The organism is Marinobacter sp. M1C, from assembly GCF_023314135.1.
Lineage (GTDB): Bacteria > Pseudomonadota > Gammaproteobacteria > Pseudomonadales > Oleiphilaceae > Marinobacter.
Window position 1 is genome coordinate 738,112 of sequence record NZ_CP092289.1, and the last position, 19,096, is coordinate 757,207.

The window sequence follows — 19,096 nt, forward strand, 5'->3', positions numbered from 1 at the left end:
AAAGGGGCTGACTTGATCAGCCCCTTTTTCTATTTCAGTTGCAATGTATGCGTCGGTCGAGCCAGTCAGAGTAGCTGTTGACAAGGCTGTCTATTATGCATACAATGCGGCTCCTTTTTTGAAGGTCAGCGACGGGTTCGCTGCTACGAGTGGAGTTTGGTGCAAAATGCAAAGCCAAAAGATTCGGATTCGGTTGAAGGCGTTCGATTACCGCCTGATCGACCAGTCTACGCAAGAGATTGTCGACACCGCTAAGCGGACCGGCGCTCAGGTGCGCGGACCTATTCCTTTGCCTACGCGCAAAGAAAAGTTCACGATTCTGGTTTCACCGCACGTCAACAAAGACGCGCGCGACCAGTATGAAATTCGCACCCACAAGCGTTTGCTCGACATTGTTGAGCCAACGGAAAAGACAGTAGATGCTTTGATGAAACTAGACCTGGCAGCAGGTGTAGACGTTCAGATCAGCCTCGGTTAATACCGCCCGGTATTAACCTGTGTAACTGTCATAAGGCCATAGAGGGTGCAAGCCCCGTACACTTAGAGGTGAAACATGGCAATTGGTATTGTCGGTCGTAAGGCCGGTATGACCCGTATATTTACGGAAGACGGGCAAGCGTTGCCCGTAACGGTGATCGAGGTTGATTCTAACCGCATCACTCAACTTAAGACTCTTGAAAACGACGGCTACCGTGCAGTTCAGATAACGGTGGGATCGCGTCGTTCCTCTCGTGTTAACAAGAGTGCAGCAGGCCATTTCGCAAAAGCCGGTGTTGAAGCGGGCCGTAGCGTATGGGAATTTCGTTTGGCAGACGGCGAAGGTGAAGACCTGGTTGCCGGCGGCGAAATTACTGCGTCAGTCTTTGAAGACGGTCAGGCCGTTGATGCCACAGGTACATCTAAAGGTAAAGGTTTCCAGGGCGGCGTGAAGCGCTGGAACTTTGCCATGCAGGATGCTACCCACGGTAACTCCCTGTCTCACCGTGCTCCGGGTTCCATTGGTCAAAACCAGACTCCGGGCAAGGTATTCAAAGGCAAAAAGATGGCGGGCCAGATGGGTAATGCGCAGGTTACTGTGCAGAACCTGAAAATTGTCCGTGTCGACGCTGAGCGCAATCTTCTGCTGGTTAGTGGTGCCGTCCCCGGCGCTACTGGTGGCGATGTTGTCATCAAGCCTGCTGTTAAAGCCTGAGGAGCGGTTCGATGGAATTGACAATTACAGGTAGCGGTCAGGGAATTACGGTTTCCGAGGCTACTTTCGCAAAAGATTTTAACGAAGCACTGGTTCACCAGGTGGTTGTAGCCTATATGGCTGCTGGCCGTCAGGGTACCAAAGCTCAGAAGACCCGTTCAGAAGTCAGGGGTGGTGGTAAGAAGCCTTGGCGTCAGAAGGGTACTGGTCGTGCCCGTGCTGGTACTATTCGGAGCCCGATTTGGCGTTCCGGTGGTGTTACCTTTGCAGCGAAGCCTCGTAGCTACGAGCAAAAGGTAAACCGTAAAATGTACCGCGCTGCAATGCGCTCCATTTTGTCCGAGCTGGTCCGTCAGGAACGTCTGATTGTGGTTGACGATTTTTCAATCGACACCCCCAAGACCAAGGCCTTTACTGCCAAGTTGGCTGACATGGGTTTAAGCAACGTGTTGATCTTGTCGGAAAATCTTGATCAGAACCTGCACCTGGCCTCGCGCAACGTGCCTCACGTCGATGTGCGTGATGTTGCTGGTCTGGATCCGGTTAGCCTGGTTGCTCACGAGAAAATCGTAGTGACTGTTCCCGCTCTGAAGAAAATCGAGGAGATGCTGGGATGAATCAGGAACGTATCTATAAGGTTCTTTTAGGGCCTCACGTATCGGAGAAAGCATCTCGCGTGGCCGAACATGGTCAGGTAGTGTTTCGGGTCGCCCCGGACGCCACCAAGCCCGAGATTAAAAAAGCCGTTGAACAATTGTTCAACGTCACCGTCGAAGGTGTTCAGGTTCTGAATCGTAAGGGCAAGCTTAAACGCACAGCTCGCGGGTTCGGCAAGCGTAATGACATTCGTAAGGCTTATGTAAAGCTGGCTGAAGGTCAGGACATCGATTTTCTGGATGTGGAATAAGGTAAAGGGGTCGTAATATGCCGATCGTCAAAACCAAGCCAACATCTCCCGGACGCCGTCACGTTGTAAAGCTGTACAACCCGGATTTACACAAAGGGCGCCCTTACGAACCGTTGGTCGAATCGCAAAGCAAATCGGGTGGCCGTAATAATAATGGCCGTATCACTACCCGTCACATTGGTGGTGGCCATAAACAGCACTACCGCATAATAGACTTCAAGCGGATTAAAGATGGTATTCCTGCGACAATCGAGCGCATTGAATACGATCCTAACCGCTCGGCGCACATCGCGCTGATCAAGTACGCCGATGGCGAGCGCCGTTATATTATCGCTCCCAAGGGTATGCAGATCGGTGAACCTGTGCGCTCAGGAATCGACGCGCCTATCAAGGTGGGAAGTACATTGCCGCTGCGGAATATCCCGGTTGGTTCTGTGATCCATTGCGTTGAGCTCAAGCCTGGTAAAGGTGCACAGTTGGCTCGCTCTGCGGGCGCATCAATACAGCTGGTTGCTCGGGAAGGCGCTTACGCGACTATCCGCCTGCGCTCAGGTGAAATGCGAAAGGTGCTTGTTGATTGCCGTGCTACGTTGGGTGAAGTGTCCAACAGTGAACACAGTCTCAAGCGGCTTGGTAAAGCGGGTGCATCACGTTGGCGCGGAAAGCGTCCAACGGTACGTGGTGTGGCTATGAACCCAGTTGACCACCCACACGGTGGTGGTGAAGGGCGTACCTCTGGCGGGCGTCACCCAGTTACTCCATGGGGTGTTCCGACCAAAGGGCATAAGACTCGTAAGAACAAGCGTACTGATAAGATGATAGTACGTCGTCGTTCAGCCAAGTAAACGACTAAATAGAGGTAAATGCTGTGCCACGTTCTTTAAAGAAAGGTCCCTTCATAGACCTGCATCTGTTGAAGAAGGTCGAGGCAGCTCTGGAAGTGAACGACAAGCGACCAATTAAGACCTGGTCGCGCCGTTCCACGATTTTCCCAGAGTTCGTAGGCTTGACCATCGCAGTCCACAACGGCAAGCAACACGTGCCGGTTTATGTTACCGAAGATATGGTCGGTCATAAACTAGGTGAGTTCGCAGCAACGCGCACTTATCGTGGCCATTCGGCCGACAAGAAAGCTAAACGCTGATTGTGAGGGGAAATGAAATGGAAGTAGCAGCCAAGTATAAGGGCGCTCGCCTCTCAGCTCAGAAAGCTCGTCTTGTTGCCGATCAGGTTCGCGGCAAGGCTGTTGAGGACGCTCTGAATATTTTGACTTTCAGCCCTAAGAAAGCAGCTGGGATTATCAAGAAAGCTCTTGAGTCCGCAATTGCTAACGCTGAGCATAACGAAGGTCTGGACGTAGATGATTTGCGGGTCTCCACTGTTATGGTGGATGAGGGCCCAACGCTCAAGCGAATTAAAGCTCGAGCCAAGGGGCGCGCTGACAGAATCATGAAGCGCACCTGTCATATCACCGTCAAGGTCGCCGACAAGTAGGAGATGCTCAGATGGGTCATAAAGTAAATCCGATCGGCTTTCGCCTGGGTGTGATCAAAGAGCACAACTCAGTATGGTATGCCGATAAAAAGGACTACGCGAAAAACCTGTTGAACGACATTCAGGTTCGTGAATTCCTCGACAAGCGTCTGGTAAAGGCGTCTGTCAGCAAGATTGTGATCGAGCGCCCTGCTCAGAACGCCCGCATCACGATCCATACCGCCCGCCCGGGTATTGTTATCGGGAAGAAGGGTGAAGATGTTGACCGTCTTCGTCGTGAAGTTAGCGACATGATGGGTGTGCCTGTGCACATCAACATCGAAGAAGTCCGCAAGCCGGACCTGGATGCCCGTTTGGTAGCGCAAAACGTTGCCGGTCAGTTGGAGCGTCGTGTGATGTTCCGTCGTGCTATGAAGCGCGCGGTACAGAACGCCATGCGCCAAGGCGCCAAGGGCATCAAGATTCAGGTTGGCGGTCGTCTCGGGGGAGCTGAAATTGCCCGTTCCGAGTGGTATCGCGAAGGTCGTGTTCCGCTGCACACATTACGTGCAGATATTGATTACGGGACCTACGAAGCGCATACCACTTACGGCGTAATCGGCGTCAAGGTATGGATCTTCAAAGGTGAGATTCTTGGTGGTATGGAACAAGTCCGTGCTGACAAGAAAGCCTCTGGGAAGAAAGGTTCTAAGTAAAGGGGCACTCTTATGCTGCAACCAAAACGCACCAAATTTCGCAAGGTAATGAAAGGCCGTAACACCGGCCTTGCTCACCGCGCTAACAAGGTGAGCTTCGGTGAATACGGATTGAAGGCGGTTACTCGCGGGCGTATAACTGCTCGCCAGATTGAAGCCGCACGTCGTACCATGACCCGTAAAATCAAGCGGGGCGGTAAGATTTGGATTCGCGTCTTCCCGGACAAGCCGATTACTGGCAAGCCGCTGGAAGTTCGTATGGGTAAAGGTAAAGGTTCTGTCGAGTACTGGGTGGCTGAAGTTCAGCCGGGCCGTATGCTCTATGAGATGGAAGGTGTGACTGAAGAAATCGCACGCGAAGCTTTCACTCTGGCGGCTGCGAAGCTGCCGGTACAGACCACCTTCGTAACGAGGACGGTGATGTGATGAAAGCAACAGAGCTGCGTGCAAAGTCAGCCGAGGAGCTGAACAAAGATCTGATCGGTCTCCTGAAAGAGCAGTTTAATCTGCGCATGCGTAAGGCAACAGGTCAGCTGAATCAGTCTCATCTTCTCCCTGGGGTGAAGCGTGATATTGCTCGCGTGAAAACAGTATTGAACGAAAAGGCAGGACAGTGACATGACCGAAACTACCCAAACTGCCAGAACTCTGAGCGGCAAGGTCGTGAGCAACAAGATGGAGAAGTCCATCGTGGTGTTGGTCGAGCGTCAGGTAAAGCACCCTCTGTACGGTAAGTACATGAAGCGTTCAACCAAGATCCATGCTCATGATGAGAGCAACCAGTGCAATATTGGTGACAGTGTGATCATTAAGGAAACCCGCCCGGTCTCCAAGACCAAAAGCTGGGCCTTAGTGGAAGTCACTGAACATGCATCCAAGGTGTAAATCGCCCGGAGAACAACCATGATTCAGACTCAAACAATGCTTGAAGTCGCGGATAACAGCGGTGCGCGTCAGGTGATGTGCATCAAGGTCCTGGGCGGTTCACACAGGCGTTATGCTGCAATCGGGGACATTATCAAGGTAACCGTTAAGGAAGCCATTCCCCGCGGTAAAGTGAAAAAAGGCCAGGTACTGAAGGCTGTCGTAGTGCGCACCCGTAAAGGTGTGCGTCGTCCAGATGGATCTCTGATCCGTTTTGATGGCAACGCGGCCGTACTTCTGAACGCCCAGGACGCACCCATTGGTACCCGTATCTTCGGACCGGTTACCCGTGAATTGCGAAATGAGAAGTTCATGAAGATTATCTCACTGGCACCCGAAGTACTTTAAAGGACCAGAGGCCGGACATGAAAAAGATCAAACGAGATGACGAAGTAATCGTCACTACGGGGAAAGACAAAGGCAAACGTGGTAAAGTCCTGAAAGTTCAGGACGATGGTAAGGTAATTGTTTCTGGCATCAACATGATGAAGAAGCACACCAAACCAAACCCGGCGCTGAGCACCCCTGGTGGCATCGTCGAAAAAGAAGCGCCTATCCAGGCTTCTAACGTGGCTATTTTTAATCCGCAGACCGGCAAAGCCGATCGTGTCGGCTTCCAGATTAAGGAAGACGGCGCAAAACAGCGGATCTTCAAAGCGACGCAAGAAGCTGTCGATAACCAGTAAGCGGTGGTGGTTACGATGCTGAACATGAAAGAGCAGTACAGTAAGGAAGTGATACCCGCCCTGCAGCAGGTGTTCGGTTACAAGAACATCATGCAGGTGCCGCGTATTCAGAAAATCACCCTGAACATGGGTGTTGGTGAAGCGATCGGTGACAAAAAGCTGATTGATAACGCAGTCGCTGATCTTGAACGCCTGGCGGGTCAGAAAGTGGTTGTGACCAAGGCACGCAAATCGGTTGCGGGTTTTAAAGTCCGTGAAGGTTGGCCAATTGGTTGCAAGGTTACTCTGCGTGGCGAGCGTATGTGGGAATTCTTTGATCGTCTGGTGCACATTGCGGTTCCCCGCATTCGTGACTTCCGCGGTCTGAACCCAAAGTCGTTCGACGGCCGTGGTAACTACAGCATGGGTGTGCGTGAGCAGATCATCTTCCCTGAGATTGAATACGACAGGGTTGATAAGATTCGTGGTCTGGATATTACCATTACCACCTCTGCCGGTACTGACGATGAAGGTCGTGAACTGTTGAAAGCGTTTGGCTTTCCGTTCAAGAAATAAGGAACGAGAGTAATGGCAAAGGTTTCCATGAAAAACCGTGAGCTCAAGCGCGAGCTGACCGTTGCGAAATATGCAGCGAAGCGTGCTGAGATCAAGGCAACTATCAAGAACCCCAATACCAGCGATGATGACCGCTGGAATGCACAGATGAAGCTGCAACAGCTTCCTCGCGATGCATCTCCTTCGCGTCTTCGTAATCGTTGCCAGATAACGGGTCGCCCACACGGCGTCTTGCGTAAGTTCGAACTTTCACGGATTAAACTCCGCGAGTACGGCATGCGCGGTGACGTTCCGGGTCTGACCAAAGCAAGCTGGTAAGATAGGCTTCCTGGCTTTGGTCAGGAGCCTGTTGGTAAGCGGTGCGGCGCGCCGCTGCACAACTAAAAAGATCAGGAGCCTCATACCAATGAGCATGCAAGACACGCTTGCGGATATGTTTACACGTATCCGTAATGCCCAGATGGCATCGAAAGCAGACGTTAAGATGCCGTCTTCGAAGATGAAAATCTCCGTGGCACAAGTCCTGATGGACGAAGGTTACGTTGCAGATTTTGTTGTTTCGGCTGACACCAAGCCTGAGCTGACGATTACTCTGAAGTACTTTGGTGGCAAGCCGGTTATTGAATCTATCGACCGTGTAAGCCGTCCGAGTCTGCGCCAGTATAAAGGCGCTGCGAAGCTACCGAAAGTATCCGGTGGTTTGGGAGTCGCGATTGTCTCTACGTCCCAGGGCGTAATGACAGACCGCGCCGCACGTGCTGCCGGCGTGGGTGGCGAAGTCATCTGCACCGTATTCTAGGAGAATCACATGTCCAGGGTTGCCAATAATCCTGTCGTGCTGCCTTCCGGTGTTGAAGTGAAGCTGAACGGTCAGGAAATCAACGTAAAGGGCTCCAAAGGAGCGCTTCAGTTTTTAATTCACCAAGCGGTTGAAGTAAAGCAGGAAGAAAATCTTCTACGCTTTGCTGCCCGTGATGGTGCTAAACAGTCCCGCGCTCTTGCTGGTACAACCCGCGCTTTGGTCAGTAATATGGTGACCGGCGTGACCACAGGCTTCGAGCGTAAGCTCCAGCTGATCGGTGTAGGTTACCGGGCTCAGGCGCAAGGTACGAAGCTCAATCTAACACTGGGGTTTTCTCACCCCGTTGCGTACGAGCTGCCCGAGGGGATTACCGTTGAAACTCCGTCAAACACGGAAGTGATTATTCGCGGTATCGACAAGCAACAGGTTGGCCACGTCGCCGCTGAAATCCGCGCTTTCCGTCCACCCGAGCCTTATAAAGGTAAAGGTGTACGTTATGCGGATGAGCAGGTAAGACGCAAAGAAGCCAAGAAGAAATAGGGCGGGACTATGAGCGCGAATAACGAAAGATTGCGTCGCGCACGTAAAGTGCGCATGAAAATTCGTGAGCTGGGTACAAACCGTCTGTGCGTTCACCGCACACCGCGTCATATGTATGCTCAGGTTACGACAGCAGATGGCAGCCAAGTGCTAGCCACTGCCTCCACGTTGGATAAGGAGCTGCGCCAGGGTGCGACCGGTAACGTGGATGCCGCCAAAAAAGTCGGTCAGCTGATTGCTGAACGCGCTAAGGCGGCGGGTGTTGAGCAGGTTGCTTTTGACCGCTCCGGTTACCGTTATCACGGCCGTGTGCAGGCTCTGGCCGACGCAGCCCGCGAAGCTGGCTTGCAATTCTAAGAGGTGGAGAAGATGAGCGTTAACGAACAGAAGGCGCCTGAGCTCCAGGAAAAGCTGGTTCAGGTAAACCGCGTTGCCAAGGTAGTAAAAGGCGGGCGTGTGTTTGCTTTTACCGCATTGACTGTAGTGGGTGATGGTAAAGGTCGTGTTGGTTTTGGTCGTGGCAAGGCGCGTGAAGTGCCGGTTGCTATACAGAAAGCCATGGAAGCTGCGCGCAGAAATATGGTCGACGTGCCGCTGGACGGTACTACCCTGCAGTATCCGGTTCGGGCACAGCACGGTGGTTCACGGGTGTTTATGATGCCTGCGTCCGATGGTACCGGCATTATTGCCGGTGGCGCCATGCGCGCTGTGTTGGAAGTGGCTGGTGTCCATAACGTACTGTCCAAGTGCTATGGCTCTACCAACCCGGTGAACGTGGTACGTTCCACCATCAAGGGTCTTCAGGCAATGCAAGCGCCAGAAGATATTGCAGCCAAGCGCGGTAAATCCGTCGAAGACATTCTGGGTTGAAGTCATGGCGAACGCAAAAACGATCACAGTTACACTGATCCGCAGCCCAATCGGCTGCCAGCCTAAGCACAAGCTTTGTGTGAAGGGCTTGGGTCTTCGTAAAATTGGCCAGTCCGTTGTTTTGGAAGATACTCCTTCCATTCGCGGTATGGCTAACCGGGTAGACTACCTGGTTCGGGTTGAGGAGAACTAAGATGCGTCTTAACGAACTAGCTCCAGAACCCGGTTCACGCCCCAACGCAAGGCGCGTTGGTCGTGGAATCGGTTGTGGTTTCGGCAAAACTTGCGGCCGCGGCCACAAGGGTCTGAAAGCCCGCTCCGGCGGCAGCGTTGCCCCCGGTTTTGAGGGCGGTCAGCAGCCGTTGGCACGGCGTTTGCCAAAGTTCGGCTTCACGTCCCGTCAGCAGCGTTACGTTGCTGAAATTCGCCTGAATGAACTGGCGAAGGTAGAAGGCGATGTTGTCGACCTCGACGCTCTAAAAAAAGCAGACATTATTCGCGACGAAATTCGCGAAGCAAAGGTCATGTTGTCCGGTGAAATTGACCGCGCAATGACCGTGCAGGGTTTGCGGGTGACCAAAGGCGCACGCGAGGCGATTATCGCCGCGGGCGGCAAAGTAGAAGACTAACGCGAGTCGAGGACTAAATGGCCAAGACAGCATCATTGCCTGCGGGCGCGGGTAAAGGACTAGCAGAGCTGCGTTCGCGGCTCTGGTTCGTTTTCCTGGCATTGCTGGTGTACCGAGTCGGTGCCCACATTCCGGTGCCTGGTATAAACCCCGACCGCTTGGCGGCACTGTTTGAGCAGAATCAGGGCACAATCCTGAGCATGTTCAACATGTTTTCCGGTGGTGCACTTGAGCGCATGAGTATCTTCGCGCTGGGTATCATGCCGTATATTTCGGCTTCTATTATCATGCAGCTCATGACAGCGGTCAGTCCGACGCTGGAGCAGTTGAAAAAAGAAGGCGAGGCAGGTCGTCGTAAGATCAGCCAATATACGCGGTACGGTACCGTAATCCTGGCCCTGCTTCAGGGTGCTGGTATTTCTGTCGGTTTGGCGTCGCAGGGCGTTACCTTCAATGACACTCTCAGCTTCCACTTTGTGGCGGTTGTATCGTTTGTTAGTGGTGCAGTCTTCATGATGTGGCTGGGCGAGCAGATCACCGAGCGGGGTGTCGGTAACGGCATTTCACTGTTGATTTTCGCCGGTATTGTCGCCGGGTTACCCGGCGCGATCGGTCAGACTCTGGAGCAGGCCCGTAACGGTGAAATGAGCTTGTTGTTGGTACTTGGTATCGGTGTGCTGGCAATTGCCGTCATCGGTTTTGTGGTGTTCATGGAGCGCGGTCAGCGCCGATTGACCATTAACTACGCCAAGCGACAGCAGGGTGGCCGGGTATTTGCCCAGCAATCCAGTCATTTGCCCTTGAAAGTGAATATGGCCGGTGTTATTCCGCCCATCTTTGCATCTTCCATTCTGTTGTTCCCGGCATCGCTGGGGCAGTGGTTTGGCCAGGGTGAAGGCATGGAGTGGCTGAGCGATATTTCACAAGCACTTGCGCCCAGTCAGCCTTTGTATATTATTCTGTTCGCTGCAGCAGTGGTATTTTTCTGCTTCTTCTATACGGCTCTGATGTACAATCCACGGGAAGTCGCGGATAACCTCAAGCGCTCAGGCGCTTTTATTCCGGGCATTCGTCCGGGTGAGCAAACAGCCAAGTATATTGATGGCGTCCTTACCCGTTTGACATTGTTTGGAGCAATGTACATTGCAGCAGTTTCCCTGTTCCCTCAGTTTCTGATGGTAGCCGGGAACGTACCCTTCTATTTGGGCGGTACGTCTCTGCTGATTGTTGTAGTCGTCGTGATGGATTTCATGGCTCAGGTTCAATCGCACCTGATGTCTCACCAGTATGAATCGCTGATGAAGAAGTCCAATCTCAAGGGCTATGGTCGGAACGGGTAAACCTGTTCCCCTTGAAAACTGGAGTCGACAATGAAAGTACGCGCTTCGGTAAAGAAAATTTGCCGTAACTGCAAAGTAATTCGTCGCAATGGCGCCGTAAGGGTCATTTGCTCGGAGCCTCGCCACAAGCAACGTCAGGGCTGATTCCTTCGGGAAACCCCTTGCTTGTAAAAGGCGTACAATGATGGCGCTTGACTCGATACCGGGTCAGGCGTTATTATTTCGCGCCCTTTTAGTGGCGGACAATTCACACAGCATAGCTTTGAACGCGGAGTAATTTGGATGGCACGTATAGCCGGTGTCAATATACCCGATCACAAACATGTTGTTGTATCGCTCACCTATATTTTTGGTGTGGGCAAAACAACAGCTCAAAAGCTTTGCGATGCAACCGGCGTTAAGCCGGACGTCAAAGTCAAAGACTTGACTGACGAACAGCTGGAGTCACTTCGTACCGATGTGACTAAAGGCACCGTCGAAGGCGATCTGCGTCGTGAAGTACAGATGAACATCAAGCGTTTGAAGGATCTCGGATGTCATCGTGGTCTGCGTCACCGTCACGGGCTTCCAGTCCGCGGCCAGCGCACAAAGACCAACGCTCGCACCCGTAAAGGTCCGCGCAAACCTATTCGTAAGTAACAGGTAGGCAAACATGGCAAAGCCAGGTACACGTACCCGTAAAAAGGTGAAAAAAACGGTTGTTGATGGCGTCGCGCACATTCACGCTTCCTTCAATAACACTATCGTGACCATTTCGGACCGCCAGGGCAACGTATTGTCCTGGGCCACTGCTGGTGGTTCTGGTTTCCGCGGTTCACGTAAGAGTACACCTTTTGCTGCGCAGGTAGCAGCTGAAAGAGCCGGTAATGCGGCTGCTGAATACGGCCTTAAAAACCTGGATGTTGAAGTCAAGGGCCCCGGCCCTGGTCGTGAATCTGCAGTTCGTGCGCTTAACTCGTGCGGCTACAAGATCAACAACATCACAGATGTGACGCCGATTCCCCATAACGGATGTCGCCCGCCTAAAAAGCGCCGCGTCTAACACAGGAGACAGTAATTATGGCTCGTTACATAGGCCCGAAGTGCAAACTGTCTCGTCGTGAAGGGACAGATCTTTTTCTGAAAAGCGGTGTTCGCGCTCTCGACACTAAGTGTAACCTTGAAACCCCCCCGGGTATGCACGGTGCGCGTCGCAGTCGTTTGTCGGAATACGGCGTCCAGCTGCGGGAAAAACAGAAAGTTCGTCGTATCTACGGCGTACTGGAAAAGCAGTTCCGCAACTATTATAAAGAGGCAGCTCGTCTGAGAGGCGCAACGGGTGAAAACCTGCTGCAACTTTTGGAAGCGCGTCTTGATAACGTTGCTTACCGCATGGGTTTTGGTTCAACCCGCGCGGAGTGCCGCCAGCTCGTTTCTCACAAGGCAATTCTGGTCAATGACAAGGTTGTGAATATTCCTTCCTACCAGGTTAAGCCAGGTGATGTTGTGAGCGTGCGTGAAAAAGCCAAAAACCAGTTGCGCGTTAAAGGCGCTCTGGACTTGGCCTCCGGTCGCGCAGCGGTGAGCTGGGTAGATGTTGACGCCACTAAGATGTCCGGCGTTTACAGTTCAGTGCCAACACGGACTGAATTGCCGGCCGACATCAACGAGAACCTCATCGTCGAGCTTTACTCTAAGTAAAGCCCAGTTAGCAACGATAGCAGATAGGGGCGTCTATGCAGCGTTCAGTACATGAGTTATTGACACCTCGTACCATTGACGTGAAGGAATCCGGTTCCACGCGTGCCAAGGTCACTCTGGAGCCTCTTGAAAGAGGGTTCGGGCACACTCTGGGCAGTGCGTTACGCCGTATTCTCTTGTCCTCAATGCCGGGCTGCGCTGTAACTGAAGCGCAGATTGACGGTGTGTTGCACGAGTACAGCGCCATTGAAGGTGTCCAGGAAGACGTTATAGAGATTCTTTTGAATCTTAAGGGCGTTGCTGTAAAAATGCACGGCCGTGACGATGCAGAGCTTATGCTCAGCAAGAAGGGTCCGGGTGTTGTTACAGCCGGAGATATTAAGCTGGATCATGATGTCGAGATCGCCAATCCAGAACACGTTATCTGTCACCTGAGTGAAAATGGTGAAGTTAATATGCGTCTGAGCATTGCTCGCGGTCGTGGCTATGAGCCCGCTGATCAGCGCGGTCTGGATGAGGACGAAACTCGTGCCATCGGACGCTTGCAGCTGGATGCTACTTTCAGTCCGGTTCGCCGCGTTGCCTACTCCGTGGAAAGTGCACGGGTAGAGCAGCGTACCGACCTCGACAAGCTGGTTATTGATCTGGAGACAAACGGTACTATCGATCCGGAAGAAGCTATTCGCCGGGCCGCTACTATTCTCCAGCAGCAATTGGCCGTGTTTGTTGATTTTGATCATGAAAAAGAACCGGAGCGTGTTGAGGAAGAGGAAGAAATTGATCCGATTCTGCTGCGCCCGGTTGATGATCTGGAGCTGACAGTACGTTCCGCCAACTGCTTGAAGGCTGAGAACATTTACTACATCGGCGATTTGATTCAGCGCACAGAAGTTGAGCTGTTGAAGACGCCTAACCTGGGTAAAAAGTCGCTGACAGAGATCAAGGACGTATTAGCGTCCCGTGGTTTGTCTCTGGGAATGCGTCTTGATAACTGGCCGCCGGCAAGCCTTCGTGGTGATGACCGGGTTCTGGGCGGTTAATCGCCGATTAGTTAAGCTAAGGGATCAGAGCAATGCGTCATCGTAAGAGTGGTCGTAAGTTCAACAGGACCAGTGCGCATCGCAAGGCCATGTTTCGTAACATGTCTGCGTCACTGGTTGAGCACGAGTTGATCAAAACAACGTTGCCGAAGGCTAAAGAGCTTCGTCGGGTAGCGGAACCTTTGATTACTCTGGCTAAAATCGATTCGGTCGCGAATCGTCGTCTGGCGTTTGCGCGCCTGCGTGACGATGCAGCGGTTGCCAAGTTGTTTACTCAGCTGGGCCCCCGTTACAACGAGCGTCCGGGTGGATATCTTCGTATTCTGAAGTGCGGTTTCCGCGCAGGCGACAATGCCCCTATGGCATATGTCGAGCTGATCGGTCGTCCGTTGGACATCGAAGCTGAAGAAGTTGACGGGTAGTAGGGTTTTATAGCTCTTTATTTGTCTGAAGAAAGCCGGATACCTTTGGGTAGCCGGTTTTTTTTCGTCTGCGGGAAAGCTTGAAGTAATGGGGACGGATTTCAAATCCGTCCCCGATCTGGTTTCACCTCAAGGGACAGATTTCAAATCTGTCCCTATCTGCTATCTAAGATTTTTGGGCTGCTTTTTGCTTTTCCAGCAGGGGCTTCAGGTAGCGGCCAGTGTGACTGGCTTTGTTTTCTGCTACTTGTTCTGGCGTTCCCTCGGCAATAATCAAACCGCCGCCGGACCCGCCTTCGGGGCCCAGGTCTACAATCCAGTCTGCGGTTTTTATTACGTCCAGATTGTGCTCTATGACCACAATGGTGTTGCCGTGATCGCGTAGGCGCTGCAATACGGTTAACAACTGCTGAATGTCATAGAAGTGTAGGCCGGTGGTGGGTTCGTCCAGGATATACAGAGTTTGGCCGGTGTCGCGCTTGGACAACTCTTTGGCAAGCTTCACCCGTTGGGCTTCACCGCCGGATAGCGTAACAGCACTTTGGCCAAGGCGGATGTACGATAAGCCCACGTCCACTAAGGTCTGAAGCTTTCTAGCCAGGAAAGGTACGGCGTCGAAGAATTCGCGGCCTTCTTCTACTGTCATAGACAGCACTTCATGGATGTTTTTGCCCTTATAGCGCACTTCCAGAGTTTCGCGGTTATAGCGTTTGCTTTTGCAGACGTCGCAGGGCACGTAGATGTCTGGCAGGAAGTGCATTTCTACTTTGATGACGCCGTCGCCCTGGCAGGCTTCGCAGCGTCCACCTTTGACGTTGAAGGAAAAGCGGCCGGGCTTGTAACCTCTTGAGCGTGCTTCCTGGGTGCCGGAAAACAGTTCGCGGATGGGGGTGAACAGCCCTGTGTAAGTGGCCGGGTTGGATCTTGGTGTACGGCCGATCGGGCTCTGGTCGATGTCGATGACTTTGTCGAGCAGGTCTAACCCTTCAATGCTGGTGTAAGGGCCGTGGCTTAGGGTTGTGGCCTTGTTCAACGCCGTGGCCGCTATCGGGTACAGGGTGCCGTTAATCAAAGTGGATTTGCCGGAACCGGACACGCCGGTAATACAGGTCATTACGCCCAGGGGTATCGCCAGGTCAACGTTGGTTAGGTTGTTGCCGCTGGCGCCGGTCAGTCTTAGGTACTCGCCGGACCCGGGATTGCGTTTTTCGGGTATGGCGATGCACTTCGTGCCGTTAAGATATTGGCCCGTCAGCGAATTGGGGTTTGCGAGTATATCTGCCGGTTTGCCTTGGGCGATTATTTGGCCGCCGTGTACGCCGGCGCCCGGGCCTATATCGATAACGTGGTCTGCCGCCAGTATGGCATCTTCGTCATGCTCTACCACAATCACTGTATTGCCCAAATCGCGCAGGTGGTAAAGAGTTTCCAGCAAGCGGTCGTTATCGCGCTGGTGCAGACCAATAGACGGTTCGTCAAGGATGTACATGACGCCCACCAGGCCGGCACCAATTTGGCTTGCCAGGCGTATACGCTGGGCTTCGCCGCCGGAGAGTGTATCAGCGCTGCGCTCAAGGGACAGGTATTCCAGCCCCACGTTGACCAGAAATTGCAGGCGTTGGCGGACTTCTTTCAGAATTTTTTCGGCAATTTCGCCTCTGGCACCTGGCAGTGTCAGTTGGCTAACGTAGCGGTGCGCTTCGCCAACCGGCAGGTGGGCAATGGCTGGCAGGTTTCGATTGTCAATAAACACGCTGCGCGCTGAGCGGCGTAAGCGTGTGCCGCCGCAGTCTCTACACGGCTGGGTGCTAAGGTTGCGGGCCAGTTCTTCCCGTACACTTTGGGAATCGGTTTCGCGGTAACGCCGTTCCAGGTTGGGTAATATGCCCTCGAACGAATGCAGCCGTTCCATGATGTGGCCGCGGCTGTTTACGTAGCGGAAGCTTATGTCCTCGCCACCGGAACCATGCAGCATCACCTGTTGCACCGGATCGGGCAGGTCGCACCAGGGAGTGTCCAGATCAATGTTGTAGTGTTCGGCCACGCTGCTAAGAAGCTGGAAGTAATACACCGCGCGGCGGTCCCAGCCCTTGATGGCGCCGGAGGCAAGATTGGCTTCTGGATGCTGGATAATTTTGTCGGAGTCGAAAAATTGCTTTACGCCAAGCCCGTCGCAGGTAGGGCAGGCACCTGCCGGGTTGTTGAACGAGAACAGCCGCGGCTCTAGCTCGCTGATGGCATAACCACACTGGTTACAGGCGTAGCGCGCAGACAGCGTGGTGTCTTCGCCGCTGCCGTCCATGGCGGCTACTAGCGCTATGCCGTCTGCCAAGGCCAGAGCGGTTTCAAAACTCTCGGCCAGGCGTTGTTCCAGGCCGGGTTTGACCTTGAAGCGGTCAACCACCACATCAATGTGGTGTTTACGTTTTTTGTCCAGAGCCGGAACGTCATCAATGTCGAAAACAGTGCCATCTACCCTTAGGCGGATAAAACCTTGGCTGCGCATGGTTTCAACCACTTGCAGATGCTCGCCTTTGCGGTCACGAATCACCGGGGCCAGAATCATCAGCCGCGAATCTTCTTCCATCGCTAAAACCTGATCCACCATTTGGCTCACGGTTTGGGCTTCCAGTGGCTGGCCGTGGTCGGGGCAGCGAGGTTCCCCGGCGCGGGCAAACAACAGGCGCAGGTAATCGTATATCTCGGTAATTGTACCGACGGTAGAGCGCGGATTATGGGACGTGGACTTTTGCTCGATGGAAATGGCCGGCGACAGGCCTTCAATATGGTCCACGTCGGGCTTTTCCATCATCGACAGAAACTGGCGGGCATAGGTCGACAGCGATTCCACATAACGCCGCTGGCCTTCGGCATAAAGAGTGTCGAACGCCAGTGACGACTTGCCAGAACCTGACAAACCGGTAATCACAATCAGTTTGTCCCGGGGTATATCCAGGTCGATGTTCTTCAAATTGTGGGTGCGGGCACCCTTGATCTGGATCTGGTCCATATAACCTCGCGAGGAAAAAGTGATGAGTATACCGCGTTCTGCCGCCGCCTTGTGAACGCTGCAGCTGTGTAATACGGCTTCGCGCCGGCCGTGGCGGTTCTGGTACACTACGGCGCTTGATTTTAGTCTCTGCTAACGTCTGAGGAACTGTTCCATGAACGCCCTTGAAAAACGCTCGGTTTCCGCTTTGGCGTCGGTGTACGCCATTCGTATGCTTGGGCTGTTCATGGTTATGCCGGTGTTTGTGCTGTTGGGCGGCGAGCTTGAAGGCGCAACGCCCGCGCTGCTGGGCCTGGCCATTGGTGCTTATGGGCTAAGCCAGGCGCTGCTGCAAATTCCGTTCGGTTTGTTGTCTGACCGGATCGGGCGCAAACGCATGATCTACCTTGGCTTGATTCTATTTGCGGCGGGCAGCCTGCTCGCTGGCTCAGCCGACTCCATATACGTTGTGATTCTGGGACGGATTCTTCAAGGTGCCGGCGCCATTGCCAGCGTATTGATGGCTTTGCTCAGTGACCTGACCCGCGAAGAAGAGCGCACCAAGGCCATGGCCACGGTGGGTATCTCTATCGGTATTTCGTTTTCCGTGTCTTTGGTGCTTGGGCCGCTCCTGGGTGCGCGATGGGGCCTGTCTGGCATTTTTTACCTGACTGCCGCGCTGGCATTGATTGCGCTCTTGGTTGTGTGGCGCCTGGTGCCTACGCCCCACCAACGAAAAATCAGTGCAGAGCAGCAGCCGGCCCGAGCCATGGTGGGTCGGGTGTTGAAAGACCAACGCCTGCTGCGGCTGGACTTTGGTATTTTTGCCCTGCACCTGGTGCTTACCGCGCTGTTTCTGGTTTTTCCCTCATTGCTGCAAGATCGCCTGGGTCTGCCCAGCAGCTCACACTGGTGGTTTTACCTGAGTGTGATGCTCACATCGTTTGTTGCCATGGTGCCGTTTATCATTATTGGCGAAAAAAAGCGAAAAATGAAGCCAGTGTTGTGCGGTGCAGTGGCCTTGCTGGCGTTGTCTTGCGCGGCCCTGTCGGGTGTGGGTGAAAGCCTGCTGGCTGGCTGGTTTATGCTGTTTTTCTTTTTCATGGCGTTCAATTTGCTGGAAGCCAGCTTGCCGTCTCTGCTTAGTAAAGAGGCGCCGGCAGCTAGCAAAGGCACGGCGATGGGGGTGTATTCTACCTCCCAGTTTATGGGCGCCTTTCTGGGCGGTGCGTTGGGCGGCTACCTGCTGCAACAAATCGGCGTAACCGGCGTGCTGGGTTTGATGGTGGCTGTACTGGTCGTGTGGCTGTTAGTGGCACTGACCATGCCAGCTCCAGGGTACACCAGTGGCTTTGTGGTAAAGTTAGAGCCAGATGTAGCGCGAAGCTTTAGCGATGTAGACAGTTTTTTGCGGGCCCTGCCAGGCGTGCAAGACGTGGTTATAATGGAAGAAGCAGCGACTGCCTATTTAAAAATAGATCGCCAGTTTTTTGATGAGGCTTTGCTTGCCGACACCGGATTTGTGCAGCAGACTAACAATCCTTAAAATTTTGGCGGCGCGCAAGGAATGCGGGCCGCCGCGACACTTTATCTAGGAGCAGAACATGGCACGAGGTATAAACAAAGTCATTCTTATCGGCAACCTGGGACAAGACCCGGATACCCGTTATACCCCCAACGGCAACGCCGTGGTAAATCTAAGTATAGCCACCGACGAAAGCTATAAAGATCGCCAAACCGGTCAAATGGTGCCAAAAACCGAATGGCATAAAATTGTCATGTTCGGAAAAGTGGCGGAAGTAGCGGGCCAGTACCTGCGCAAAGGCTCGAAGATTTATGTTGAGGGCAAGCTGCAAACCCGAAAATGGCAGAACAAGGACGGCCAAGACGTTTACACCACCGAAGTGGTGGTGGATATCAGCGGCCAGATGCAGATGCTGGACAGCCGCAATAGCGACGGCGGTGGTATGAGTCAGGGGCAAGGGCAGGGTCAACAAGGCCAGGGCCAGCCGCAAAATCGCCAGCAGCAGGCGCCTGCGCGTCCGCAGAATGCCAATCAGTCTGCGCAAGACGATGGCGGCTATAATCAGGGCTACCAGAACGACAATTACAATCAGCAACCGGCCAACGCGCCGTCATCGCCGCAGAAAAACACTATGCCGGATCCGGTGGATGATTTTGATGATGATATTCCTTTTTAGAGTTGACCTGAGATCATAAAGGTTAATATTTTAATGTGTCAGCCCCGCTAAATGCGGGGTTTTTTGCAGTCCATGACGGGCTGCTCGCGCTACAAAAAGAATCAGCGTTACGTGCTGAGGCTTTTAGTGC

The 19,096-nt window shown here is 53.3% G+C and carries 31 protein-coding genes; 30 read left to right on the plus strand and 1 reads right to left on the minus strand.

What is annotated here, in order from left to right; all coding sequences use genetic code 11:
• Positions 1 to 166 precede the first annotated feature (166 nt).
• The 28 genes from rpsJ to rplQ all read left to right on the plus strand — a co-directional run bounded on the left by rpsJ (position 167) and on the right by rplQ (position 13,776).
• Positions 167 to 478 (plus strand): 30S ribosomal protein S10, encoded by a 312-nt coding sequence (rpsJ, locus tag MIH19_RS03525; RefSeq protein WP_007350503.1) that lies wholly within the window; start codon positions 167 to 169, stop codon positions 476 to 478.
• A gap of 75 nt (positions 479 to 553) precedes the next feature.
• Positions 554 to 1,192: a 50S ribosomal protein L3 gene (gene rplC, locus MIH19_RS03530; protein WP_007350502.1), complete on the plus strand. Its 639-nt coding sequence runs from the start codon at positions 554 to 556 to the stop codon at positions 1,190 to 1,192.
• Between the two features lie 11 nt (positions 1,193 to 1,203).
• On the plus strand, positions 1,204 to 1,809 hold the full coding sequence (gene rplD, locus MIH19_RS03535) for a 50S ribosomal protein L4 (RefSeq protein WP_007350501.1): 606 nt from the start codon (positions 1,204 to 1,206) through the stop codon (positions 1,807 to 1,809).
• Positions 1,806 to 2,099, plus strand: a complete 294-nt coding sequence (rplW, locus tag MIH19_RS03540) for a 50S ribosomal protein L23 (RefSeq protein ID WP_007350500.1) — start codon at positions 1,806 to 1,808, stop codon at positions 2,097 to 2,099. Before rplD ends, rplW begins: the two co-directional genes overlap by 4 nt.
• A 17-nt stretch (positions 2,100 to 2,116) precedes the next feature.
• Positions 2,117 to 2,944 (plus strand): 50S ribosomal protein L2, encoded by an 828-nt coding sequence (gene rplB / locus MIH19_RS03545; RefSeq protein WP_249007580.1) that lies wholly within the window; start codon positions 2,117 to 2,119, stop codon positions 2,942 to 2,944.
• A gap of 23 nt (positions 2,945 to 2,967) precedes the next feature.
• The gene (rpsS, locus tag MIH19_RS03550) at positions 2,968 to 3,243 is read left to right on the plus strand and encodes a 30S ribosomal protein S19 (protein ID WP_007350498.1); all 276 of its coding nucleotides are present in this window, start codon (positions 2,968 to 2,970) and stop codon (positions 3,241 to 3,243) included.
• 17 nt (positions 3,244 to 3,260) lie between these two features.
• A complete protein-coding gene (gene rplV, locus MIH19_RS03555; protein ID WP_014869923.1) occupies positions 3,261 to 3,593 on the plus strand; it encodes a 50S ribosomal protein L22 in 333 nt (110 codons plus the stop codon).
• A gap of 11 nt (positions 3,594 to 3,604) precedes the next feature.
• A complete protein-coding gene (rpsC, locus tag MIH19_RS03560) occupies positions 3,605 to 4,288 on the plus strand; it encodes a 30S ribosomal protein S3 (RefSeq protein ID WP_007350496.1) in 684 nt (227 codons plus the stop codon).
• A 12-nt stretch (positions 4,289 to 4,300) separates the two neighbouring features.
• Positions 4,301 to 4,714: a 50S ribosomal protein L16 gene (gene rplP / locus MIH19_RS03565; RefSeq protein WP_014869925.1), complete on the plus strand. Its 414-nt coding sequence runs from the start codon at positions 4,301 to 4,303 to the stop codon at positions 4,712 to 4,714.
• On the plus strand, positions 4,714 to 4,905 hold the full coding sequence (gene rpmC / locus MIH19_RS03570) for a 50S ribosomal protein L29 (protein ID WP_249007581.1): 192 nt from the start codon (positions 4,714 to 4,716) through the stop codon (positions 4,903 to 4,905). Before rplP ends, rpmC begins: the two co-directional genes overlap by 1 nt.
• Before the next feature lies 1 nt (position 4,906).
• A complete protein-coding gene (gene rpsQ / locus MIH19_RS03575) occupies positions 4,907 to 5,173 on the plus strand; it encodes a 30S ribosomal protein S17 (protein WP_249007582.1) in 267 nt (88 codons plus the stop codon).
• 18 nt (positions 5,174 to 5,191) lie between these two features.
• The gene (rplN, locus tag MIH19_RS03580; protein ID WP_007350492.1) at positions 5,192 to 5,560 is read left to right on the plus strand and encodes a 50S ribosomal protein L14; all 369 of its coding nucleotides are present in this window, start codon (positions 5,192 to 5,194) and stop codon (positions 5,558 to 5,560) included.
• Between the two features lie 17 nt (positions 5,561 to 5,577).
• On the plus strand, positions 5,578 to 5,898 hold the full coding sequence (gene rplX / locus MIH19_RS03585) for a 50S ribosomal protein L24 (protein WP_249007583.1): 321 nt from the start codon (positions 5,578 to 5,580) through the stop codon (positions 5,896 to 5,898).
• A gap of 24 nt (positions 5,899 to 5,922) precedes the next feature.
• On the plus strand, positions 5,923 to 6,453 hold the full coding sequence (gene rplE, locus MIH19_RS03590) for a 50S ribosomal protein L5 (RefSeq protein WP_249008935.1): 531 nt from the start codon (positions 5,923 to 5,925) through the stop codon (positions 6,451 to 6,453).
• A gap of 12 nt (positions 6,454 to 6,465) precedes the next feature.
• Positions 6,466 to 6,771: a 30S ribosomal protein S14 gene (gene rpsN / locus MIH19_RS03595; RefSeq protein WP_014869929.1), complete on the plus strand. Its 306-nt coding sequence runs from the start codon at positions 6,466 to 6,468 to the stop codon at positions 6,769 to 6,771.
• An 88-nt stretch (positions 6,772 to 6,859) separates the two neighbouring features.
• Positions 6,860 to 7,252, plus strand: coding sequence for a 30S ribosomal protein S8 (gene rpsH, locus MIH19_RS03600; protein ID WP_249007584.1), 393 nt, complete (start codon positions 6,860 to 6,862; stop codon positions 7,250 to 7,252).
• Positions 7,253 to 7,261: 9 nt separating this feature from the next.
• On the plus strand, positions 7,262 to 7,795 hold the full coding sequence (gene rplF, locus MIH19_RS03605) for a 50S ribosomal protein L6 (RefSeq protein ID WP_249007585.1): 534 nt from the start codon (positions 7,262 to 7,264) through the stop codon (positions 7,793 to 7,795).
• Between the two features lie 9 nt (positions 7,796 to 7,804).
• Positions 7,805 to 8,152: a 50S ribosomal protein L18 gene (gene rplR / locus MIH19_RS03610; RefSeq protein ID WP_007350486.1), complete on the plus strand. Its 348-nt coding sequence runs from the start codon at positions 7,805 to 7,807 to the stop codon at positions 8,150 to 8,152.
• Between the two features lie 12 nt (positions 8,153 to 8,164).
• The gene (rpsE, locus tag MIH19_RS03615) at positions 8,165 to 8,665 is read left to right on the plus strand and encodes a 30S ribosomal protein S5 (protein ID WP_249007586.1); all 501 of its coding nucleotides are present in this window, start codon (positions 8,165 to 8,167) and stop codon (positions 8,663 to 8,665) included.
• A gap of 4 nt (positions 8,666 to 8,669) precedes the next feature.
• Positions 8,670 to 8,858 carry a 50S ribosomal protein L30 gene (gene rpmD / locus MIH19_RS03620; protein ID WP_007350484.1) on the plus strand — a complete coding sequence of 63 codons (189 nt, stop codon included), beginning with the start codon at positions 8,670 to 8,672 and terminating at the stop codon, positions 8,856 to 8,858.
• Between the two features lies 1 nt (position 8,859).
• Positions 8,860 to 9,294 carry a 50S ribosomal protein L15 gene (gene rplO / locus MIH19_RS03625; protein WP_249007587.1) on the plus strand — a complete coding sequence of 145 codons (435 nt, stop codon included), beginning with the start codon at positions 8,860 to 8,862 and terminating at the stop codon, positions 9,292 to 9,294.
• Positions 9,295 to 9,311: 17 nt separating this feature from the next.
• Positions 9,312 to 10,634, plus strand: a complete 1,323-nt coding sequence (gene secY / locus MIH19_RS03630) for a preprotein translocase subunit SecY (protein ID WP_249007588.1) — start codon at positions 9,312 to 9,314, stop codon at positions 10,632 to 10,634.
• A gap of 30 nt (positions 10,635 to 10,664) precedes the next feature.
• Positions 10,665 to 10,778: a 50S ribosomal protein L36 gene (rpmJ, locus tag MIH19_RS03635; RefSeq protein WP_007350481.1), complete on the plus strand. Its 114-nt coding sequence runs from the start codon at positions 10,665 to 10,667 to the stop codon at positions 10,776 to 10,778.
• Positions 10,779 to 10,916: 138 nt separating this feature from the next.
• Positions 10,917 to 11,273 carry a 30S ribosomal protein S13 gene (gene rpsM, locus MIH19_RS03640; protein WP_018403738.1) on the plus strand — a complete coding sequence of 119 codons (357 nt, stop codon included), beginning with the start codon at positions 10,917 to 10,919 and terminating at the stop codon, positions 11,271 to 11,273.
• Positions 11,274 to 11,286: 13 nt separating this feature from the next.
• Complete coding sequence (rpsK, locus tag MIH19_RS03645; RefSeq protein WP_007350479.1) at positions 11,287 to 11,676, plus strand: 30S ribosomal protein S11; 390 nt, start codon at positions 11,287 to 11,289, stop codon at positions 11,674 to 11,676.
• Between the two features lie 17 nt (positions 11,677 to 11,693).
• Positions 11,694 to 12,314: a 30S ribosomal protein S4 gene (rpsD, locus tag MIH19_RS03650; protein ID WP_249007589.1), complete on the plus strand. Its 621-nt coding sequence runs from the start codon at positions 11,694 to 11,696 to the stop codon at positions 12,312 to 12,314.
• 35 nt (positions 12,315 to 12,349) lie between these two features.
• Complete coding sequence (gene rpoA / locus MIH19_RS03655) at positions 12,350 to 13,354, plus strand: DNA-directed RNA polymerase subunit alpha (RefSeq protein WP_249007590.1); 1,005 nt, start codon at positions 12,350 to 12,352, stop codon at positions 13,352 to 13,354.
• A 32-nt stretch (positions 13,355 to 13,386) separates the two neighbouring features.
• Positions 13,387 to 13,776: a 50S ribosomal protein L17 gene (gene rplQ / locus MIH19_RS03660; RefSeq protein WP_249007591.1), complete on the plus strand. Its 390-nt coding sequence runs from the start codon at positions 13,387 to 13,389 to the stop codon at positions 13,774 to 13,776.
• A gap of 166 nt (positions 13,777 to 13,942) precedes the next feature.
• Here rplQ and uvrA read toward each other — a convergent pair whose 3' ends face one another.
• On the minus strand, positions 13,943 to 16,786 hold the full coding sequence (uvrA, locus tag MIH19_RS03665; RefSeq protein ID WP_249007592.1) for an excinuclease ABC subunit UvrA: 2,844 nt from the start codon (positions 16,784 to 16,786) through the stop codon (positions 13,943 to 13,945).
• A 154-nt stretch (positions 16,787 to 16,940) separates the two neighbouring features.
• On the opposite strand from uvrA, the gene MIH19_RS03670 reads away from it, so the two are divergent.
• Both MIH19_RS03670 and ssb read left to right on the plus strand, forming a co-directional pair.
• The gene (locus tag MIH19_RS03670; RefSeq protein ID WP_249007593.1) at positions 16,941 to 18,311 is read left to right on the plus strand and encodes an MFS transporter; all 1,371 of its coding nucleotides are present in this window, start codon (positions 16,941 to 16,943) and stop codon (positions 18,309 to 18,311) included.
• Positions 18,312 to 18,369: 58 nt separating this feature from the next.
• Positions 18,370 to 18,966, plus strand: a complete 597-nt coding sequence (gene ssb, locus MIH19_RS03675; protein WP_249007594.1) for a single-stranded DNA-binding protein — start codon at positions 18,370 to 18,372, stop codon at positions 18,964 to 18,966.
• Positions 18,967 to 19,096: the final 130 nt, after the last annotated feature.

Coding starts and splice junctions, on each gene's coding strand:
- rpsJ (WP_007350503.1), top strand. CDS start 167: ATGCAAAGCCAAAAGATTCGGATTCGGTTGAAGGCGTTCGATTACCGC.
- rplC (WP_007350502.1), top strand. CDS start 554: ATGGCAATTGGTATTGTCGGTCGTAAGGCCGGTATGACCCGTATATTT.
- rplD (WP_007350501.1), top strand. CDS start 1,204: ATGGAATTGACAATTACAGGTAGCGGTCAGGGAATTACGGTTTCCGAG.
- rplW (WP_007350500.1), top strand. CDS start 1,806: ATGAATCAGGAACGTATCTATAAGGTTCTTTTAGGGCCTCACGTATCG.
- rplB (WP_249007580.1), top strand. CDS start 2,117: ATGCCGATCGTCAAAACCAAGCCAACATCTCCCGGACGCCGTCACGTT.
- rplV (WP_014869923.1), top strand. CDS start 3,261: ATGGAAGTAGCAGCCAAGTATAAGGGCGCTCGCCTCTCAGCTCAGAAA.
- rpsC (WP_007350496.1), top strand. CDS start 3,605: ATGGGTCATAAAGTAAATCCGATCGGCTTTCGCCTGGGTGTGATCAAA.
- rplP (WP_014869925.1), top strand. CDS start 4,301: ATGCTGCAACCAAAACGCACCAAATTTCGCAAGGTAATGAAAGGCCGT.
- rpmC (WP_249007581.1), top strand. CDS start 4,714: ATGAAAGCAACAGAGCTGCGTGCAAAGTCAGCCGAGGAGCTGAACAAA.
- rpsQ (WP_249007582.1), top strand. CDS start 4,907: ATGACCGAAACTACCCAAACTGCCAGAACTCTGAGCGGCAAGGTCGTG.
- rplN (WP_007350492.1), top strand. CDS start 5,192: ATGATTCAGACTCAAACAATGCTTGAAGTCGCGGATAACAGCGGTGCG.
- rplX (WP_249007583.1), top strand. CDS start 5,578: ATGAAAAAGATCAAACGAGATGACGAAGTAATCGTCACTACGGGGAAA.
- rplE (WP_249008935.1), top strand. CDS start 5,923: ATGAAAGAGCAGTACAGTAAGGAAGTGATACCCGCCCTGCAGCAGGTG.
- rpsN (WP_014869929.1), top strand. CDS start 6,466: ATGGCAAAGGTTTCCATGAAAAACCGTGAGCTCAAGCGCGAGCTGACC.
- rpsH (WP_249007584.1), top strand. CDS start 6,860: ATGAGCATGCAAGACACGCTTGCGGATATGTTTACACGTATCCGTAAT.
- rplF (WP_249007585.1), top strand. CDS start 7,262: ATGTCCAGGGTTGCCAATAATCCTGTCGTGCTGCCTTCCGGTGTTGAA.
- rplR (WP_007350486.1), top strand. CDS start 7,805: ATGAGCGCGAATAACGAAAGATTGCGTCGCGCACGTAAAGTGCGCATG.
- rpsE (WP_249007586.1), top strand. CDS start 8,165: ATGAGCGTTAACGAACAGAAGGCGCCTGAGCTCCAGGAAAAGCTGGTT.
- rpmD (WP_007350484.1), top strand. CDS start 8,670: ATGGCGAACGCAAAAACGATCACAGTTACACTGATCCGCAGCCCAATC.
- rplO (WP_249007587.1), top strand. CDS start 8,860: ATGCGTCTTAACGAACTAGCTCCAGAACCCGGTTCACGCCCCAACGCA.
- secY (WP_249007588.1), top strand. CDS start 9,312: ATGGCCAAGACAGCATCATTGCCTGCGGGCGCGGGTAAAGGACTAGCA.
- rpmJ (WP_007350481.1), top strand. CDS start 10,665: ATGAAAGTACGCGCTTCGGTAAAGAAAATTTGCCGTAACTGCAAAGTA.
- rpsM (WP_018403738.1), top strand. CDS start 10,917: ATGGCACGTATAGCCGGTGTCAATATACCCGATCACAAACATGTTGTT.
- rpsK (WP_007350479.1), top strand. CDS start 11,287: ATGGCAAAGCCAGGTACACGTACCCGTAAAAAGGTGAAAAAAACGGTT.
- rpsD (WP_249007589.1), top strand. CDS start 11,694: ATGGCTCGTTACATAGGCCCGAAGTGCAAACTGTCTCGTCGTGAAGGG.
- rpoA (WP_249007590.1), top strand. CDS start 12,350: ATGCAGCGTTCAGTACATGAGTTATTGACACCTCGTACCATTGACGTG.
- rplQ (WP_249007591.1), top strand. CDS start 13,387: ATGCGTCATCGTAAGAGTGGTCGTAAGTTCAACAGGACCAGTGCGCAT.
- uvrA (WP_249007592.1), bottom strand. CDS start 16,786: ATGGACCAGATCCAGATCAAGGGTGCCCGCACCCACAATTTGAAGAAC.
- MIH19_RS03670 (WP_249007593.1), top strand. CDS start 16,941: ATGAACGCCCTTGAAAAACGCTCGGTTTCCGCTTTGGCGTCGGTGTAC.
- ssb (WP_249007594.1), top strand. CDS start 18,370: ATGGCACGAGGTATAAACAAAGTCATTCTTATCGGCAACCTGGGACAA.